The sequence below is a fragment of the Intestinimonas sp. genome (genome assembly GCF_026169115.1).
In the GTDB taxonomy this organism is placed as follows: Bacteria; Bacillota; Clostridia; order Oscillospirales; family Oscillospiraceae; genus Intestinimonas.
This window is the reverse complement of record NZ_JAPFEA010000132.1, coordinates 22857-40527: the sequence shown is the minus strand read 5'-3', so window position 1 is coordinate 40527 and position 17671 is coordinate 22857. Positions and strand designations below refer to the sequence as shown.

Annotated in this window: 19 protein-coding genes and 1 other annotated feature; of the genes, 17 read left to right on the top strand and 2 right to left on the bottom strand. The window is 60.8% G+C overall.

The genetic code is table 11. The features are described from left to right. Positions 1–6: 6 nt before the first annotated feature. The 17 genes from Q0Y09_RS11305 (at position 7) to Q0Y09_RS11225 (ending at position 15334) form a co-directional block, all read left to right on the top strand. Complete coding sequence (locus Q0Y09_RS11305; protein WP_297721625.1) at positions 7–594, top strand: SpoIIIAH-like family protein; 588 nt, start codon at positions 7–9, stop codon at positions 592–594. A 187-nt stretch (positions 595–781) separates the two neighbouring features. After that, positions 782–1171, top strand: coding sequence for an Asp23/Gls24 family envelope stress response protein (locus tag Q0Y09_RS11300; protein WP_297721622.1), 390 nt, complete (start codon positions 782–784; stop codon positions 1169–1171). A 149-nt stretch (positions 1172–1320) separates the two neighbouring features. Beyond that, on the top strand, positions 1321–1803 hold the full coding sequence (gene nusB / locus Q0Y09_RS11295; protein WP_297721619.1) for a transcription antitermination factor NusB: 483 nt from the start codon (positions 1321–1323) through the stop codon (positions 1801–1803). After that, positions 1800–2738 (top strand): DNA-binding protein, encoded by a 939-nt coding sequence (locus Q0Y09_RS11290; protein WP_297721616.1) that lies wholly within the window; start codon positions 1800–1802, stop codon positions 2736–2738. Before nusB ends, Q0Y09_RS11290 begins: the two co-directional genes overlap by 4 nt. After that, on the top strand, positions 2735–3946 hold the full coding sequence (xseA, locus tag Q0Y09_RS11285) for an exodeoxyribonuclease VII large subunit (protein ID WP_297721613.1): 1212 nt from the start codon (positions 2735–2737) through the stop codon (positions 3944–3946). Before Q0Y09_RS11290 ends, xseA begins: the two co-directional genes overlap by 4 nt. Next, complete coding sequence (xseB, locus tag Q0Y09_RS11280; protein WP_297721609.1) at positions 3946–4179, top strand: exodeoxyribonuclease VII small subunit; 234 nt, start codon at positions 3946–3948, stop codon at positions 4177–4179. Before xseA ends, xseB begins: the two co-directional genes overlap by 1 nt. A 4-nt stretch (positions 4180–4183) precedes the next feature. Next, on the top strand, positions 4184–5068 hold the full coding sequence (locus Q0Y09_RS11275; protein WP_297721606.1) for a polyprenyl synthetase family protein: 885 nt from the start codon (positions 4184–4186) through the stop codon (positions 5066–5068). A gap of 4 nt (positions 5069–5072) precedes the next feature. Then, positions 5073–5537, top strand: a complete 465-nt coding sequence (locus Q0Y09_RS11270; RefSeq protein ID WP_297721603.1) for a divergent PAP2 family protein — start codon at positions 5073–5075, stop codon at positions 5535–5537. Between the two features lie 34 nt (positions 5538–5571). Next, positions 5572–7419 carry a 1-deoxy-D-xylulose-5-phosphate synthase gene (dxs, locus tag Q0Y09_RS11265; RefSeq protein WP_297721600.1) on the top strand — a complete coding sequence of 616 codons (1848 nt, stop codon included), beginning with the start codon at positions 5572–5574 and terminating at the stop codon, positions 7417–7419. Further along, positions 7412–8224 carry a TlyA family RNA methyltransferase gene (locus Q0Y09_RS11260; protein ID WP_297721596.1) on the top strand — a complete coding sequence of 271 codons (813 nt, stop codon included), beginning with the start codon at positions 7412–7414 and terminating at the stop codon, positions 8222–8224. The genes dxs and Q0Y09_RS11260 overlap by 8 nt, the downstream gene beginning before the upstream one ends. Beyond that, on the top strand, positions 8221–9087 hold the full coding sequence (locus Q0Y09_RS11255) for an NAD(+)/NADH kinase (protein WP_297721593.1): 867 nt from the start codon (positions 8221–8223) through the stop codon (positions 9085–9087). The genes Q0Y09_RS11260 and Q0Y09_RS11255 overlap by 4 nt, the downstream gene beginning before the upstream one ends. Positions 9088–9094: 7 nt before the next feature. Further along, positions 9095–9547, top strand: coding sequence for an arginine repressor (locus Q0Y09_RS11250; RefSeq protein ID WP_297721590.1), 453 nt, complete (start codon positions 9095–9097; stop codon positions 9545–9547). A gap of 27 nt (positions 9548–9574) precedes the next feature. Beyond that, positions 9575–11269 (top strand): DNA repair protein RecN, encoded by a 1695-nt coding sequence (gene recN, locus Q0Y09_RS11245; protein ID WP_297721587.1) that lies wholly within the window; start codon positions 9575–9577, stop codon positions 11267–11269. Beyond that, positions 11266–11799, top strand: coding sequence for a hypothetical protein (locus Q0Y09_RS11240; protein WP_297721584.1), 534 nt, complete (start codon positions 11266–11268; stop codon positions 11797–11799). The genes recN and Q0Y09_RS11240 overlap by 4 nt, the downstream gene beginning before the upstream one ends. A gap of 35 nt (positions 11800–11834) precedes the next feature. Then, positions 11835–12072: a binding site (T-box leader), on the top strand. A gap of 249 nt (positions 12073–12321) precedes the next feature. Further along, positions 12322–12789, top strand: a complete 468-nt coding sequence (locus Q0Y09_RS11235; RefSeq protein ID WP_297721581.1) for an NUDIX domain-containing protein — start codon at positions 12322–12324, stop codon at positions 12787–12789. Beyond that, on the top strand, positions 12786–14012 hold the full coding sequence (gene tyrS / locus Q0Y09_RS11230) for a tyrosine--tRNA ligase (RefSeq protein WP_297721579.1): 1227 nt from the start codon (positions 12786–12788) through the stop codon (positions 14010–14012). The genes Q0Y09_RS11235 and tyrS overlap by 4 nt, the downstream gene beginning before the upstream one ends. A gap of 134 nt (positions 14013–14146) precedes the next feature. Continuing rightward, the gene (locus Q0Y09_RS11225; RefSeq protein WP_297721575.1) at positions 14147–15334 is read left to right on the top strand and encodes an AI-2E family transporter; all 1188 of its coding nucleotides are present in this window, start codon (positions 14147–14149) and stop codon (positions 15332–15334) included. A 134-nt stretch (positions 15335–15468) separates the two neighbouring features. Here the strand turns inward: Q0Y09_RS11225 and dapA are convergent, their stop codons facing one another. Then, positions 15469–16371, bottom strand: a complete 903-nt coding sequence (gene dapA, locus Q0Y09_RS11220; protein WP_297721572.1) for a 4-hydroxy-tetrahydrodipicolinate synthase — start codon at positions 16369–16371, stop codon at positions 15469–15471. A gap of 72 nt (positions 16372–16443) precedes the next feature. Continuing rightward, a complete protein-coding gene (asd, locus tag Q0Y09_RS11215) occupies positions 16444–17529 on the bottom strand; it encodes an aspartate-semialdehyde dehydrogenase (RefSeq protein ID WP_297721569.1) in 1086 nt (361 codons plus the stop codon). Positions 17530–17671 lie beyond the last annotated feature (142 nt).

The following is a 17671-nucleotide window of genomic DNA, read 5'->3' as shown; positions in this document are numbered from 1 at the left end:
GTCAGGATGAAACTTTGGAAACGGAATGCGGTGGTGGCTGCGATCATTCTCTTTGTGTGTGCGGCAGTTTATCTCAACTGGTCGTACAGCCAGGAGGGCATGGAGGGCTCCACCGACACAGGAAAGGTGCTGGGTGAGGCGGCGCTGGTGGACGGCAAGACGGAGGACCCCCTCCTTGCGGAAACGAAGCCGGTTCCTACCGATGCGGGAGAGGAGGGGAAGCCCTCTGAAAAGCCGTCCGGCGGATATTTTGACAGCGCCCGGCTCAACCGGCAGCAGGCCAGGGACAGCGCCCTGTCCCTTCTTCAGGAGGCGGCCTCCGATGAAGCAGCCGATCAGGCATCCATCGATCAGGCAAATGAGGCCATCCAGTCTATGGCGGCCTTCACCCTGTCCGAGGCCAACATCGAAAACCTGGTCACGGCAAAGGGGTATGCCGACTGTGTGGCCTTCCTCAGCGAGGACAGCATCAGCGTGGTGGTCTCCAACAACGCGCAGCCCCTCTCTCAGACGGATACGGCCAAAATCAGTGAGATCGTCATGGATGAGACCGGCTTCCATGCCGGACAGATCAAGATCATCGAGGCCAGTTAACAAATTCCAAAGGTTTCAAGGGCGGGTGCGGGGGCATCCGCCCTTTTCCAAAGCGCCGCTCCGCGTCATGTTCCCCTTCTACGGCGGCGGTAACGCAAAATGAAATTGGACGTTTCCAAAAATCAGATTGTAAATCCATTGCTGTTGTGGTAGAATACTTTCAAACCAATAAAGGAGCGTGACCACTGTGGGAGAAGGCAAGGAATACGTTTCCCGGTCCGATGAGCTTGGGAATATCCATATATCGGAAGAAGTCCTGGCGGTAATCGCCGCCGCTGCGGTGTTGGAGGTAGAGGGCATCGGCGGTCTGGCCGCCAATCTGGGCACCGATCTGGCCGAGCTGCTGGGCAAGAAGAACCTGAGCCGCGGCATCCGCATCCAGGTGGAGGACGATCATGTCATGGTGGATCTGGGTATTTTGGTGAAGTACGGCTTTACCATCCCTGACGTAGCCAGAGCGGTGCAGGAGGCCGTGGCCGGCAGCATCGAAGCTACAAGCGGCCTGACGGTCGCCGCTGTCAATGTGACCGTTGGCGGCGTGGTCTTTGAGAAAGAGCCTCCGAAGAAGGCGCTGTAAATCGTGTCACCCTCAAAGAGCATTGAGCCATCTGGTATGCGCTCAATGCTCTTTTTATTGTCCCATATCGGAAATTAGGGGTTTATTTTCCGCAGAAAACTGTATATAATGAATATGCATCAGAAAGAGAATTTTGGGAGGAAACGACCATGACCAGGAGCAACGCCCGGGAGATCGCAGTTCATATGGCCTTTGCGCTGGGCTTTTCTAACGAGAGCGCCGATGAACTGCTCAAGGAGTCCCTGAGCCGGGAGAATTTCCAGCAGCTCAGCGGGGAAGACCCCCTTTATCAGGAATTCCCCAATGAGAAGCAGCGCCAGTACATTCAGGACCTGGTGAAGGGGGTCGACGAGCACGGCGCCGAGCTGGACGGCTACATCGCCAAGTATGCCATCGGCTGGTCCTTTTCCCGGATCTCCCGTATGGCGGCGGCTGTCATGCGGGTTGCCATGTATGAGATCCTCTACATGCCTGACATTCCCGCTGCGGCGGCCATCAACGAGGCGGTGGAGCTCTCCAAGCACTACGAGACTCAGGAGACCGCTTCCTTCATCAACGGAATCCTGGGGGCCTTTGTCCGGGGAGAGCTTCCCCCGGAGCGGGCTTCCGCGCCTGCGGGGGAGACGAAGTGAGTCCCCAGCGCTGCCTGGGTCTGGACACCAGCAACTACACCACCTCCACGGCCCTCTTTGACGGGACGGACGGATACCAGCTGGGCCGTCTGCTGGATGTGGAGGCGGGCAGTCTCGGCCTGCGCCAGAGCGACGCCCTGTTTCAGCACGTCAAGCGTCTGCCGGAGCTTTTTGACCGGCTGCGGGCAGAGGGCCGGCTGGAGGGGATCACCGCCGTAGGGGCCAGTGTCAAACCCAGATGGGTGGATGGCTCTTACATGCCTTGTTTCCTGGCCGGAGAGACGGCAGGCCGCATCCTGGCGGATACCCTGGGCGTTCCGTTTTATCCCTGCGCTCATCAGCAGGGGCACATTGCCGCCGTCGCCTGGGGCGCGGGCCGTCTGGAGCTGTTGGACAAGCCGTTGCTTGCCTGGCATCTCTCCGGTGGCACCACGGAGCTGCTGTACGTAGAGCCGGATGGGCCGGGCGTTCTGCCCCGTAAGATCGGCGGCACCAGCGATATCTCCGCCGGGCAGCTCATTGACCGCACGGGCGTGACGCTGGGGCTGAAGTTCCCGGCTGGAAAGGCCCTGGACGCTTTGAGCCGGGAGGGCGGGGGGCTCCGGCCCTTCCCTGTGAAGCTGAACGGTCTGACCTTTTCCCTTTCCGGCATGGAAAACAAGGTGAAGGATATGGCTGCGTCGGGCGCACCGGCTGCCGATGTGGCCCGGTTTGCAGTGACCACCGTGGCCGACACCATCCGAAGGACCACGGAACGGGCGTTGGAGCAGTATCCCGGACTGCCGGTGCTCTGCTCCGGCGGCGTGGCCTCCAACAGCCTGCTGCGGGAGTACCTGCCCGATGCGGTCTTCGCACCTCCGGTCTGTTCCGCCGACAACGCGCTGGGCGTGGCGGTGCTGACCCACCGGGCCCTCAGCATGGGAGGTCCGCAATGAGCACACAGCGGCAGATCTATACCGTCAGCCAGGTCAACGGCTATCTGAAAGAGCTGCTGGACCGGGATGGCTTCCTCAGCGGCGTCTTTGTCCGGGGTGAGCTCTCCAACTATAAGACCTATCCCTCCGGGCATCACTATTTTTCCATGAAGGACGAGGGGGGCGCCATCCGGTGCGTTATGTTCCGGCGGGAGGCGGCCCGACTGCGCTTTCGCCCGGAGAACGGGATGAAGGTCATCGCCTTCGGACGAGTGGCCGTCTTTCCAAGGGACGGCCAGTATCAGCTGTACTGTGCAGAGCTCTCCCCCGACGGGGTAGGGGATCTCCATGTGGCCTTTGAGCAATGCAAGGAGCGGCTTTATCGGGAGGGGCTTTTCGACCCCGCCCACAAAAAGCCCCTGCCCCGATACCCGGAGCGCATCGCGCTGGTGACCTCCCCGGTGGGGGCGGCGGTGCGGGATATGCTCCGCATCCTGAACGCCCGCTGGCCCATGGCGGAGGTGCTGCTGCTGCCGGTGCGGGTCCAGGGGGCGGAGGCAGCGCGTGAGATCGCCGGAGCCATCCGCTATGCCAGCGCCCATCAGCTGGCCGACGTCCTCATCGCAGGGCGGGGCGGCGGTTCTATGGAGGATCTGTGGTGCTTCAATGAAGAGGTCGTGGCCCGGGCCATCTATGACTGCTCTATTCCGGTGATCTCCGCTGTGGGGCATGAGCCGGATGTGACCATCGCCGACTTTGTGGCTGACCTGCGGGCGGCTACCCCCTCCAATGCCGCTGAGCTGGCCGTCCCCGACCAGAACGAGGTGGCGGCGGCGCTGGGCCATCGTAGGGAGCGGATGATGGCTCTGCTGGAGGGCAGACTGGACCGCAGCCGACGGGACCTGGCCCGAATGGAGGCATGCAGGGCCCTCCGGGACCCCATGTCTGCCCTCCAGGACCGTCGGATGCTCCTGGATTATCAGAGCCGGCAGCTGGCCCACGGGCTCACCGCCGCCATGGCGGGGAAGCGGGAACACTTCGCACGACTGGCGGCCTCATTGGATGCCCTGAGCCCCCTCAAGGTGTTGGGGCGGGGATATAGCCTGGCCAGGACTGAGGCAGGGGAGATCCTCTCCTCCGTGGAGCAGGTCCGGCCAGAGGACAGGTTCACCCTGCGGCTCTCTGACGGCAATCTGGACTGCCGTGTAGAGGGAAAGAGGAGGCAGTAATGGCAGAGAAAAAGAAGACCTTTGAAGAAGCCATGTCCCGTCTGGATGAGATCGTGGGACTTTTGGAGCGTGGGGACGCCCCTCTGGAGGAGTCCTTGAAGCTCTTTGAAGAGGGGACCAAGCTCATGAAGCAATGCTCTGGTCTGCTGGACAAGGCCGAGCAGAAGGTTCGGCAGCTGACCGGCGGAGCCGATGGCATGCCGTCAGAAGCGCCATTTACAGAGGGAGCGTGAACCCATGGATGAGAAAGCCCATCTGAACGCACTTCAGGAGCAGGTGGAAACTGCTCTGCGGGCCTGTTTTCAAGGACGGGAGCCCCGCGGCGATATCTATGACGCCATGGAGTACAGCCTTCTGGCAGGAGGAAAACGGGTCCGGCCAGTACTGACCCTGGAGGTCTGCCGCATGTGCGGCGGCGACCCAGCTCTGGCCATGCCCTTTGCCTGTGCAGTGGAGATGATCCATACCTATTCGCTGATCCACGACGACCTGCCCTGTATGGACGACGACGACCTCCGGCGGGGCAAGCCCACCAATCATAAGATTTATGGCGAGGCCACTGCCGTGTTGGCTGGAGACGGTCTTTTGACCGCTGCCTTTGAGATTGCGCTGAGAGAGGACAGTCCGCTTCCGCCACAGCGGGTCGTGGCCGCTGCGGCCTGCCTTGCCCGGGCGGCAGGCGCTCATGGTATGGTGGGGGGACAGGTGCTGGACATGGCCGCCGAAGGACGGGCAGTATCCCGCTATGATGTGGAGCAGCTCCAGAGACTGAAAACCGGCGCACTCCTCAGTGCTGCCGCCGAAATGGGCTGTATCGTGGCGGGCGGAACGAGGGAGGAGCAGGAGGCAGTCCGTCTCTACGCCGAAAAGCTGGGTATGGCCTTCCAGATCCGGGATGATATGCTGGATCTGGAGGGGAATGAGGCGACGCTGGGTAAGCCGATTGGCTCGGACCAGGCCAATGAGAAAACCACCTTTGTCAGCCTGTTGGGTATGGACGGCTGTCGGGCGCTGGTGAAAAAGCTGACCGACGAAGCTGTGTGCGCGCTGTCCCGCTTTGGGGCGGAGCGGTCCAGTTTCCTCTGCTGGCTGGCCGAAGCGTTGGCCGGACGGGAGCAATGATGGTATGGAATATGATCTGATCGAACGCCGCATGGGAATCTGGATCCTGGTCCTGGCTGTGGCGGCATGGGCGGTTGCCCAGATCATCAAGGTGCTGGTCCCCCTGTGTCGGGAACACCGGCTGGACCTGGAGCGGGTCTTTGGCAGCGGTGGCATGCCCAGTTCCCACTCTGCCTTTGTATGTGCCTGTTCTGCCGCGACGGGACAGCTGTGTGGATGGCGCTCTGCGCTTTTCGCCATCAGCGTGGTGATCGCCATTATCGTGATGTATGACGCCGCCAATATCCGGCAGGCGGCGGGAAAGCATGCCAAGATCCTCAACCACATGATGGCGCAGTGGGCGGAAAAGGGCGAAATGCCGTCAGAAACACAGCTCAAGGAGTTGCTGGGCCATACGCCGATCCAAGTCATCGCCGGGGCGGCCTTGGGCATCGCCATCGGACTGCTGGGCGCGATGCTGGCAGTATGAACACGGTTTTTTCTGCCGGGAGGTAACATTCATTTTGATTGAGTTCGACGAGATCACAGACCTGAAACAAGTCACAGATAGTGAAGCGGAGGCCATGTGTGCCCGCCTGCGCTCCAGTGTGATTGACATGGTGTCCCGAACCGGCGGTCATCTGGCCTCCAATCTGGGGGTGGTAGAGCTTACCGTGGCCCTCCATCGTGTCTTTGACACGGGGCGGGACCGGCTGGTCTTTGATGTGGGACACCAGTGTTACATCCACAAGATGCTCACCGGCCGGGGGAGTGCCATGGACACGCTGCGCACGTTCGGCGGTCTCTCCGGCTTCCCGAAGCCCAACGAGAGCATCCATGACGCGTTTATTGCCGGACATGCCTCCAATTCTGTGTCGGTGGCCCTGGGGATGGCCCGGGCCCGGACCTTGCTGGGGGAGAATTATCATGTCATCGCCCTCATTGGCGACGGCGCGCTCACCGGCGGCCTGGCCTATGAGGGGCTCTCCAATGCTGGACTGAGCCGGGAGCCCATGTTGGTCATCCTCAATGACAATGGGATGTCCATCACCAAGAATGTGGGCGGTGTGGCTCAGCATCTGGCCCATCAGCGCCTTAAGCCCCAGTATTTGCGCTTCAAAAAGGGCTATCGGAAGGCCATGTCCGTCCTGCCCGGCGGCAAGACCATCTATCGGGTGACCCATAAGGTCAAGACAGCGGTAAAAGAGACACTGCTCCCGTGCAGTCTCTTTGAGGATATGGGCTTTACCTATCTGGGACCGGTGGACGGCAACGACGTCCGCGGGCTTACCAGACTGCTCAGATATGCCAAGGATATGGAGGGGCCAGTCCTGCTCCACATCAGAACTGTAAAGGGGAAAGGCTATCCACCAGCTGAGCAGAATCCTGACGCTTATCATGGCGTCTCAAAATTCTGTGTGCAGACCGGTGAGTCCCTCCATCCATCCGGACCATCCTATTCCGGGGCCTTCGGAGCGGCCCTGTGCCAGTTGGCAGAGGAGGATCGGCGGGTGTGCGCCATTACAGCTGCCATGCGGGACGGCACCGGACTCAAAGACTTTGAGGCCCGGTTCCCAAAACGCTTTTTTGATGTGGGTATCTCAGAGGGACATGCCGTATCCATGGCTGCTGGCTTGGCCAAGCAGGGTTGTCTGCCCGTTTTTGCCGTCTACTCCTCCTTTTTGCAGCGCGGTTATGACATGCTGCTCCATGACGTGGCCATTCTGGGCCTTCATGTAGTCTTCGGTGTGGACCGGGCCGGCCTGGTGGGAGAGGACGGGGAGACCCATCACGGACTTTTCGACGTGGCCTACCTCTCCTCTGTGCCGGGCATGACGCTGTACGCCCCTTCCAGCTTCGCCGAAGTCGCGACAATGCTCCGCCATGGGCTGCTGGAGTGTAACGGCCCTGTTGCCCTGCGGTATCCCCGCGGAGGAGAGGGAGGGTACCACGAGGACGCCGGGACCGTCCCCACTTTGGTAACAAAAGAGGGGCAAGGAATTACACTTGTCGCCTATGGAGCCACCTATCCCGACCTTTTGGCGGCGGCAGAGCAGTTGGAGGCGTCTGGCTGCCGCCCTGAGATCATCAAATTGAACCGGCTGTGCCCTTTGGATCTGGTGCCCGTCTGCCGCTCGGTGTCCAAGACCGGTCGGCTGCTGGTGGCTGAGGAAGCGGCGGCCATGGGCTCGGTAGGAGAGCGGCTGTGCGCCGGGCTGGCTGAGGCCGGCATCGCTCTGAAGGCCGTACGACTGTGCAATACCGGTGAGCGATTTGTCCCCCAAGGTACGGTGGAGCAGCTCAGACACCTGTGCGGACTGGACAGCCACTCTCTTTATGAGGCGGCAATGGAGGTATGGAAGCATGAGTAAAAAGCGGTTGGATGTTCTGCTGTATGAGCGGGGACTTTCGGAAAGCCGCCAGCGGGCCCAGGCCGACATCATGGGGGGCTGGGTCTATGTGGACGGGCAGCAGGTGCTCAAGTCCGGGACCGCCGTGTCTGAGGAGGCCGTTATTGAGGTACGGGGGCAGGCCATTCCCTATGTAAGCCGCGGCGGTCTGAAGCTGGCCAAGGCAATGGATGTCTTCGGCCTGGACCTTACCGGTATGATCTGCGCCGATATCGGGGCATCTACCGGCGGCTTTTCCGACTGCATGCTCCAACACGGCGCATCCAAGGTGTACGCCGTTGATACAGGCTATGGCAAGCTGGCCTGGAAGCTCCGGACGGATGAGCGCGTTGTTCCTCTGGAGCGGACCAACGCCCGGTACCTCACTCATGAACAGATCCCCGAGGAGCTGGATCTGGCCAGCGTGGATGTCTCATTTATCTCTCTGCGCCTGATTTTGCCTGCCCTCCGCGGTATCATGCGGCCCAACGGTCAGGTGGTCTGCCTGGTAAAGCCGCAGTTCGAGGCCGGAAAGGAAAAAGTGGGCAAGAAGGGCGTGGTCCGGGATCCCAAGGTCCATTTGGAGGTGCTGGAGCATTTCCTGATCCATGCGGACGACGCCGACTTTTCTGTAAAGGATATAACCTTTTCACCCATTCGGGGGCCGGAGGGAAACATCGAATACCTGGGGCACCTGACAGTGGGCAGGGGAGGGCCCTACGCGGGGGATCTGTCCGCTCTGGTGGATGCTTCCCACGCTGAACTGGAAGGGGGAGCCCATCCGTGAAAGTGGTGCTCAGCCCAAATCCTTACCGGGACCGTGGATTGAAGGCGGCGCTCCGGGCCAGGGACATCCTCAAGGCGGCCGGGGCGGAGACCGCCCTGTGTCTCCCCTTCGCGCTGGAACAGGGGAGCCATGTAGAGCTCCCCAAGGGGCAGGACTACCGCAACATGCAGGAGGAGCTCAAAACCGCCGATCTTTTGATCTGCTTTGGTGGGGACGGGACCATTCTGCACGCCGCCAAGGATGCCAACGCCCACGGCATCCCCATTCTGGGCGTCAATCTGGGCAGCGTCGGTTTTATGGCCGAGCTGGAGCAGGGAGATCTGGAGGCACTGGCCCAGCTGCCGAAACAGAAGTTTTCCACTGAGCATCGGATGATGCTGGACGTGACGGTACGCCGGGGACGGGAGATCCTTACCCGGGATGTGGCCCTCAATGACGCCGTCATCACCAAGGGGGCGGTGGCCCGGGTCATCGACCTGACGCTCCGGGGAGATGGAGTGCCGATCTATTCCTTTTCCGGAGACGGGGTCATACTGGCCACGCCCACCGGCTCCACTGCTTATTCCATGTCGGCAGGCGGTCCTATCGTAGAGCCCACAGCTGAAAATATCCTGGTCACTCCCATCTGTGCCCACTCGCTCCAGGCCAAGCCACTGGTCATGGGCCGGGATCGGGTGGTATCGGTACGGATGGGAAGACTGTCAAGGAAAACTGCTTACCTGTCAGTGGACGGCGGGAGGGCGTTCAAACTCTGTGGCGGCGACACCGTGGAGGTGCGTCGTTCCAGGAGCGTTACCCGGCTGGTGCGGCTCACCGACCACAGTTTCTATGAGATCATCGATCAAAAATTAGGAAAGGCGTGATGGGGAAATGAAATCCAAGCGGCAGGCGGAGATCCTGAGGATCATCGAGGACGTGGACGTGGAGACCCAGGAGCAGCTTCTCTCGGAGCTCAAGGACAGGGGAGTCACCTCTACCCAGGCCACCATTTCCAGGGATATCAAGGAACTCCATCTCATCAAGGAGCTTACCAGCTACGGGACCTATAAGTACGCTGTGTCCGGGCGCAAGACCAGTATGAACATCGCCGGCCGCCTGCGCACCATCTTCAAAGAGGGTGTGACGGCCTTTGACCGGGCCCAGAACATTGTGGTCCTGAAGACCATGCCGGGCCTGGCCTCAGCGGCCTGCGCCGCCATCGACGGGATGGAGATCGGCGATCTGGTGGGCAGTCTGGCGGGGGATGATACCGCCATTCTCATCATGCGGGACAGCGAGAAGGCGGAGTCCTTCTGCGATGAGATCCATAAGATGCTGCAATAAGATGCAGAAAGCGGGGAGGTGGTGCGGATGCTCTCGCTGCTCCATATTGAGAATATCGCAGTGATCCAGGAGGCGGACATCCGTTTTGACCATGGATTCAACGCCCTCACCGGTGAGACTGGCGCGGGCAAATCCATTGTGGTGGACGCCATCGGCGCCGTGATCGGAGAGCGGACCTCCCGGGATCTGATCCGCACCGGGGCAAAGGCTGCGGTGGTGAGCGCCCAATTCACTCGTCTGCCGGCCCTCCCCTGGTTTGCGCAAAACGGCATAGGGCCTGATGAGAACGGGGAGCTTCTCATTCAGCGGGAAATCCTCTCCGATGGGCGGAATGTGTGCCGGCTCAATGGCAGGCCGCTGACGGTTTCCCAGCTCCGGGCCCTGGGACGACAGCTGCTGAACATCCATGGTCAGCATGACGGCCAGCAGCTTCTGGACCCTGCCTGCCATCTGGACTATCTGGACCGCTTCGGCGCCTTGGAGGGCCATCGGACGGCCTTCAAGGCGGCCTACGAGACCATGTCTGCGCTGCGGCGGGAGATCTCCGCCCTGGAGATGGACGAGGCGGAAAAGGCCCGCCGTATCGACAGCCTGACCTTCCAAATCGGTGAGCTGGAGCGGGCCGAGCTGAAGCTGGGCGAGGAGGAAGAGCTCACCGGACGAAAAAAGGTGCTTCGCAACGCGGGCAAGCTCATCGATGCGGTGGAGGGGGCCCATATGGCCCTCTCCGGAGATGATGAGCGCGAGGGGGCGGTCTCCCTCATCATGTCGGCGGAGCAGTCTCTTTCCGGGGCCAGGGGCATCAGCGACCAAATTGCTGATGTGACCCAGCGTCTCACTGAGCTGCGTTGCGCCGCCGACGATGCAGCGGAGCTGGTCCGGGACCTGCGGGACAGTCTGGACTTTGAGCCGGGGGCGCTGGACGAGCTGGAGAGCCGCCTGGACGTGATCTACCGGCTGCGGAAAAAATACGGCGCTACGGTGGAGGATATGCTGGACTACCTGGCCAGATGCAAGGCGGAGCTGGAACAGATCCAGGATTCCAGCGACACCCTGGCCCGGCTGGAAAAGAAGCTGACCTCTGCCCTGGAAAAGGCCAGAGCGGAGGGCGCGAAGCTCACTGCCGCCCGCAAACAGTCGGCGGCAGAACTGGAAACGCTCATCCAGGAGGAGCTGCGGCAGCTGGACATGCCCAAGGTGCGTTTTCAGGTGGCATTTTCCGCCAAGGGCGGCGAATATGCCATGGACGAGACGGGCATGGACGAGGTGCAGTTCCTCATGTCTGCCAACGTGGGGGAGGACTTGAAGCCCATTCAGAAGATCGCCTCGGGCGGTGAGCTCTCCCGCATCATGCTGGCGTTGAAAAATGTGCTGGCGGAGAACGACGATGTGACCACCCTGGTCTTTGACGAGGTGGACACCGGCGTCAGTGGACGGGCGGCCCAAAAGGTGGCTGAGAAAATGGCCCAGGTGGCCCGGCGCAAGCAGGTCCTCTGCGTCACCCACCTGCCCCAGATCGCGGCCATGGCCGATACTCATTTCTCGGTGGAGAAGGGGGAGCGGGACGGCAGGACCTACACGGCAGTGGAACGGCTGGAGGCCGGCCGCCGCCAGGAAGAGCTAGCCAGACTCACCGGCGGCGACCACATCACACCCGCCATATTGGCAGGGGCCGGCGAGCTGCTGGAGAGTGCGGAGACCTACAAGCGGAGGCTTACATGAAGCAAAACGACGAACAGGAGGAGGTGCGGGTCACCTTTTCCCTCAGCCGGGCGGAGTATGTCCGGGCGGTACGCTATTACCTGCGTAAAAGCCATCTGGTGAGCTGGGTCCAGGCGGTGGTCCTGATCGTCGCCCTGGCGGCGGCTGCGGTCATGGGAACGCTGATGGAGCGGATGAGCTTTCTCTGTACCCTTCTGGTGGTCCTCTCCGCCATGGTGGCCCTCTATGGGGTCTGGCTCTATGTCATCCAGCCGGGCCGGATTTATGACAAAAATCCGGCCCTGGGGCGGCAGGTGTCTTTCCTTTTTAACCGGGAGGACCTGTCCCGGCAGGATGAGGAGACGGCGGTCCTGCTGGATTGGGACCTCAAAATGCTCTGGCGCAGCAAAGAGTTCTACTACCTTTTCCGTGGGGCGGAGGGTTATCTGCTGTTGCCCCGATCCGCGTTTCAAAGCGAGGAGGACCGGCTTCGTTTTGAATTTCTGGCCCAGACGGCCTGCCCCGAGGCGAAGGTGAAACGTTTTGATTGACAACCCGGTCAGGCTGTGTTAGAATGACCGGCGTATACAACGCAAGGATGAGGAAAAGTAATCTTCAGTACCCCTGCACAGAGAGCCCCCGGCGTGGTGGGAGGGGGAGAGGGCCTGGAGATGAATACCCCTCGGAGCGGCCGCCTGAACCGAAAGCAGTAGGGCGTGTCGGGTGCGCCCGTTATCGCGCAGCCGTGTGATGGCACGGCGTGAGGCCCACTCCCGCGAGGGAGGGGTGAACCAGAGGTGGTACCGCGTATCTACGCCCTCTGTCCAGACGGACAGGGGGCGTTTTTTGATTGAGTTAGAGAGCAGAATGATTCAAGGAGGAATGACCATGGAGCGCGAGGTCTGTCTCCGCTGCGGCGGGGAGATATCTACTGCTGCCGGGATTGCAAGAAACTGGAATTCTATGCCATGGAGGACGTTTCTGACGAGGTGGTATGTCCTGTCTGCCACGCACGATATCCGAGAGACGCGGAGCGATGCCCCAAGTGCCTGACCAAGCGGGAACCGTAGGGGATGGAGCACAGGAGCTTTGGCCAAAGGGAACCCGGGGCGGTCTATCGGGACCGGGCGGGCGCTTATGCCGTGATCCTGGACGGCGCGGGTAACGCTGCTCTGGTGGAGGCGCCGGCGGCGGGCGGCCCGGACCGGGGGCTTTTCCTGCCCGGCGGCGGCATCGAGCCGGGGGAGACCCCGGAGGAATGTCTCCGGCGGGAGTGCCTGGAGGAGCTGGGCCGGGAGATCGTGCTGGGCGAGCCCCTCTGCACCGGAGAGGAATATCTCTTTGCCCCCAGCGACGGACGGTATCTCCATGTGATGGGCCGGTGTTATCGGGCGGCCCTTGGCCCACAGGTCCGGGAGCCTGTTGAGCATGACCATGCGCTCAGATGGGTACCGGCGGAATCTTGTGAGCATGCACTATTTTTAGAGTATCAGGCATGGGCCATTCGCCTGGCCTGGGAAGAAAGGATGCAAGAAAAATGACCTGTTATGAAGAACTCAAGGCCCGCGGCCTCATCGCCCAGGTGACCAATGAGGAGGAGATCTCCAAGATGGTCAACGAGGGCAAGGCGGTGTTCTACATCGGCTTTGACCCCACTGCGGACTCCCTCCATGTGGGCCACTTTATGGCCCTGTGCCTGATGAAGCGGCTCCAGATGGCGGGCAACCGCCCCATCGCCCTCATTGGCGGCGGCACTGGCTACATCGGCGACCCCTCCGGCCGCACCGATATGCGCAACATGATGACCCCGGAGACCATCCAGCACAACTGCGACTGCTTCAAAAAGCAGATGGAGCGGTTCATTGAGTTCGGCGAGGGCAAGGCCCAGATGGTGAACAATGCCGACTGGCTCCTGAAGCTCAATTATGTGGACCTCCTTCGTGAAGTGGGCGCCTGCTTCAGCGTAAACAATATGCTCCGGGCCGAGTGCTACAAGCAGCGGATGGAAAAGGGCCTTTCCTTCCTGGAATTCAACTATATGATTATGCAGTCCTACGACTTCTATCACCTCTTCCAGCACTACGGCTGCAACATGCAGTTCGGCGGAGACGACCAGTGGTCCAACATGCTGGGCGGCACCGAGCTCATCCGCCGCAAGCTGGGCAAAGACGCCCACGCCATGACCATCACACTGCTGCTCAACTCCGAGGGCAAGAAGATGGGCAAGACCCAGTCCGGTGCCGTATGGCTGGACCCCAACAAAACCAGCCCTTACGACTTCTACCAGTACTGGCGCAACGTGGGTGACGCCGATGTGCTCAAATGCCTGCGGATGCTCACCTTCCTGCCCATTGAGCAGATCGACGAGATGGACAAGTGGGAGGGCGCGCAGCTCAATACCGCCAAGGAGATCCTGGCCTTTGAGCTCACGCAGCTGGTCCATGGGACCGAAGAGGCCCAAAAGGCCCAGGACGCCGCTCGGGCGCTGTTCTCCACCGGCGGCGACAAGAGCAATATGCCGACCACCGAGCTCTCTGCCGCCGACCTTACCGACGGCCAGATCACGGTGGTGGACCTGATGGTGAAGTGCGGTCTCACGCCCTCCAAGGGCGAGGCCCGCCGGCTCATCCAGCAGGGCGGCGTGGAGCTCAACGGCGAGAAGGTGACCGACACCGCCGCCACGGTGCCCGCCGCCGCGCTGGAGGGCGAGGGCGCCACCATCAAAAAAGGGAAGAAGGTCTTCCATCGGGCCGTTCTGGTCTGATGAAATGGGCGGACGCCTGAGCACGGCGTCCGCCTTTTCAGAATCTTTTGTGATTCTTAAGAAAGAATGATTAGACACGGGAAACAGCCCATGTTACAATAAGAACAATCATGTATGAGGGGGGACCTGATGCCGTGCAGAAAAAACCGTGGCCGCTGGACACGCGTACGATCTCAAATCTGATCGTCGTGCTCATCGGTATCCTGTTCTATTTTGTGCTCTACCGGTTTGATGTCATGCGCGATAAGATCTCGATGGTGACGGGTGTGCTTTCTCCCTTCATCATCGGTTTTGCCATTGCGTACCTGCTCAATACGCCCACCACATTCTTTGAAGAAAAAGTCTATTGTGACCACAAGCATAGCCGCACACTGGCCATCGTCACAGTTTACCTCCTGGCTGCCGCAGTCCTGGCCATTCTGCTCAACCTCATTCTGCCCCAGGTCTGGAGCAGCGCGGTGGAGCTGGTCAACAATATGTCCACCTATATGCGCGGTCTGGACGCCTTCGTGCAGGAGCTCATCATCCGCTTCAATCTGGAGGGGGATAGCATCAATGAGATGCTGACCGCCTACCAGAATTTTGTGCAGTCTCTAACCTCCATCGCGATTGAAAAGGTGAGTGCGGCCCTGCCCCAGATCCTGAATCTGGGCGTGGCCGTGGGTAGCGGCGTCATCTCCGCCCTGACCGCCTTTATCGCCTCCATCTACATGCTCTCTGGGAAAAACCGACTGGTGCCGCAGCTCAAGAAGCTCATCTACGCCGCCATTCCCAAGAAAAAGGCGTCCTGGTTCCTGGGGGTGTGCGGTCAGGCCAACCGAATTTTTGTCGGCTTTATCAACGGTAAGCTCATTGACTCAGCCATCATCGGCGTGCTCTGCTTTGTTCTCAACCTGATCCTCCAGATCCCCTATAATACGCTGATCGCCGTTATCATCGGAGTCACCAATGTGATCCCCTTCTTTGGGCCCATCATCGGCGCTGTGCCCTGTATCATGATCCTCATCATTGTGGACCCGTGGGCCGCCCTGCGGTTTGCCGTTCTGGTGCTGGCCCTCCAGCAGTTTGACGGCAACATTCTGGGGCCCAAGATCCTGGGGGACAGCACCGGTCTCTCCGCCATCTGGGTCCTGGTCTCCATCGTGGTCTGCGGCGGCCTGTTCGGGTTTCCCGGCATGCTGCTGGGCGTCCCCACCTTTGCGGTGCTCTATGCGCTGGTCCGAGAGTGGGTCAACCATCGCCTGGAGAAGAAGGGCATCGACGGAAACGGCGAGCCCCTGCCGGGCCGCAACCCTGGAGGTGGAGAGGCAGAAGATGCCTGACAGCCATCCACTATATAGATTGATATGAAAAATGCCGTGACGGTCCCAATCTGCGAGGGTCAGGACCGCCACGGCATTTTTATGCGAAAGCGGCAGGCTGTGCTTTGCACAGCCTGCCGCTTTCGCTTGTGATCTTACTCACGAAGGGGTGGGAGCAGACCGCTCCGCTCCATGGCGCTCCGGAGGCGTTCCCGGTTGGTGGGGGAGAGGTCGCAGAGGGGGAGACGCAGCCCGCCTACCCCTTTCCCCATAAGGTCGAAGGCGGCTTTGACGGGAATGGGGTTGACCTCAGAGAAGAGGGCGTCGATGAGGTCCATATGCTCCAGCTGGAGCCGGGCGGCCTCTTCAAAGTGGCCGTCCAGACACAGGTGGGTCATGTCTGCCATGAGCCTGGGGGTGATGTTGGCCGCCACGGAAATGACCCCCTTGGCCCCCAGAGCCATCATGGGGACCACCTGGTCGTCGTTTCCGGACCAGATGAAAAAGTCATCGCCGCAGAGCCGGCGGGTGTGAGCGACAAGGCTGAGGTCTCCGCTGGCCTCCTTCACGCCGTTGATGTTTGGGTTCTGGGAGAGGACCGCATAGGTCTCGGCGGTAAAGGAGACGCCGGTCCTGGAGGGCACATGATAGAGGATGATGGGCAGCTCGGTCCGGTCAGCGATGTGCTCATAGTGGCGGATCAGGCCCGCTTGGGAGCACTTGTTGTAATAGGGCGTGACGTGGAGAAGGGCGTCGGCGCCGGAGTCCTCGGCGTGCTGGGAAAGGTAGACGGCGGTGGAGGTGTCGTTGCTGCCGGCACCTGCAATGACCTTCACCCGGTGGTTGATGCGCCTGACGCAGAAGTCAACGGCAGCGATGTGCTCCCGCAGGGTCATGGTCGTGCTCTCACCGGTGGTGCCCACAACACAGACGGCATCCACGCCGGCGGCGATCTGTTCATCAATGAGCTGGGCAAACCGGTCATAATCAATGGCGCCCTTTTCGTCAAAGGGAGTGACGAGGGCGGGACAGACGCCGGTAAAAACAGGTTCTCTCATTCTGGAATTACCTCCCGATCAGACAGGCATGCTGTCCACGGAGGCGCAAAGAAGCTCTGTTTCTATTGTCTCTTACGCCTTGACAATATAACCTTCGGCGCACAGCAGCTCGGCCAGCTCGACCGCGCCGCCCGCCGCGCCGCGAAGGGTATTGTGGGACAGGCACACGAATTTATAGCTGTACTGGGTATCCGGGCGCAGCCGCCCGATGGAGATGGTCATGCCGTTGCCCAGGTCACGGTCAAGCTTTGCCTGGGGGCGGTCCGGCTCCTCAAAATAGCGGAGGAACTGTGCGGGGGCGGAAGGAAGCTTGAGCTCCTGGGCGCGGCCCCGATATTCCGCCCAGATGGCCTTCATCTCATCCATCGAGGGGACCTTCTCAAAATCCACGAAGACGGCGGCGGTGTGCCCGTTGGAGACGGGGACGCGGAGACACTGGGCGGTGATGGCAGGCTTGGCGGCATTGACGATGACACCGTTTTCCAGGCGGCCCCAGACCTTCATGGGCTCCTGCTCGGATTTCTCCTCCTCACCGCCGATGTAGGGGATCACATTGTCCACCATGTCGGGCCAGGACTGGAAGGTCTTCCCGGCGCCGGAGATGGCCTGATAGGTACACACCAGGACCCGCTCCAGGCCAAAGCCGCGCAGGGGATGGAGGGCGGGCACATAGCTCTGGATGGAGCAGTTGGACTTGACCGCAATGAGTCCCCGCTTTGTCCCCAGCCGCTTCCGCTGGGCCTCAATGACCTGGATGTGCTCCGGGTTCACCTCCGGGATGACCATGGGCACATCCTCCGTCCACCGGTGGGCGGAGTTGTTGGAGATCACAGGACACTCGTGGCGGGCATAGGTTTCCTCAAGGGCGCGGATCTCCTCTTTTTTCATGTCCACGGCGGAGAAGACAAAATCTACCATGGAGGTGATCTTTTCCACGTCGGCCTCGGCGTTCATGACCACCATATCCCTGGCCTGCGCGGGGATGGGGGTATCCATGGCCCAGCGGCTGCCCACAGCTTCCTGATAGGTTTTTCCCGCAGAGCGGGGGCTGGCCGCGATGACAGCCAGTTCAAACCAGGGGTGATGCTCCATCAGAGTGATGAAACGCTGTCCGACCATTCCGGTGCCGCCGATCACGCCTACCTTGTATTTTTCCATGTCGCAGACCTCCATTTATCATATGCTCTTTGCTATTCTATCCGGGAATCCTGCCCAACGTGCCTGTCCGCCGGAAAAACGGCGGTTGCATTGGCGTTGGGTTTTGTACTATAATGTCTTCTGTATCCCTCGCGCCAACGGA

Coding starts and splice junctions, on each gene's coding strand:
- Q0Y09_RS11305 (WP_297721625.1), top strand. CDS start 7: ATGAAACTTTGGAAACGGAATGCGGTGGTGGCTGCGATCATTCTCTTT.
- nusB (WP_297721619.1), top strand. CDS start 1,321: ATGACCAGGAGCAACGCCCGGGAGATCGCAGTTCATATGGCCTTTGCG.
- xseA (WP_297721613.1), top strand. CDS start 2,735: ATGAGCACACAGCGGCAGATCTATACCGTCAGCCAGGTCAACGGCTAT.
- xseB (WP_297721609.1), top strand. CDS start 3,946: ATGGCAGAGAAAAAGAAGACCTTTGAAGAAGCCATGTCCCGTCTGGAT.
- Q0Y09_RS11275 (WP_297721606.1), top strand. CDS start 4,184: ATGGATGAGAAAGCCCATCTGAACGCACTTCAGGAGCAGGTGGAAACT.
- Q0Y09_RS11270 (WP_297721603.1), top strand. CDS start 5,073: ATGGAATATGATCTGATCGAACGCCGCATGGGAATCTGGATCCTGGTC.
- Q0Y09_RS11260 (WP_297721596.1), top strand. CDS start 7,412: ATGAGTAAAAAGCGGTTGGATGTTCTGCTGTATGAGCGGGGACTTTCG.
- Q0Y09_RS11250 (WP_297721590.1), top strand. CDS start 9,095: ATGAAATCCAAGCGGCAGGCGGAGATCCTGAGGATCATCGAGGACGTG.
- recN (WP_297721587.1), top strand. CDS start 9,575: ATGCTCTCGCTGCTCCATATTGAGAATATCGCAGTGATCCAGGAGGCG.
- Q0Y09_RS11240 (WP_297721584.1), top strand. CDS start 11,266: ATGAAGCAAAACGACGAACAGGAGGAGGTGCGGGTCACCTTTTCCCTC.
- Q0Y09_RS11235 (WP_297721581.1), top strand. CDS start 12,322: ATGGAGCACAGGAGCTTTGGCCAAAGGGAACCCGGGGCGGTCTATCGG.
- tyrS (WP_297721579.1), top strand. CDS start 12,786: ATGACCTGTTATGAAGAACTCAAGGCCCGCGGCCTCATCGCCCAGGTG.
- dapA (WP_297721572.1), bottom strand. CDS start 16,371: ATGAGAGAACCTGTTTTTACCGGCGTCTGTCCCGCCCTCGTCACTCCC.
- asd (WP_297721569.1), bottom strand. CDS start 17,529: ATGGAAAAATACAAGGTAGGCGTGATCGGCGGCACCGGAATGGTCGGA.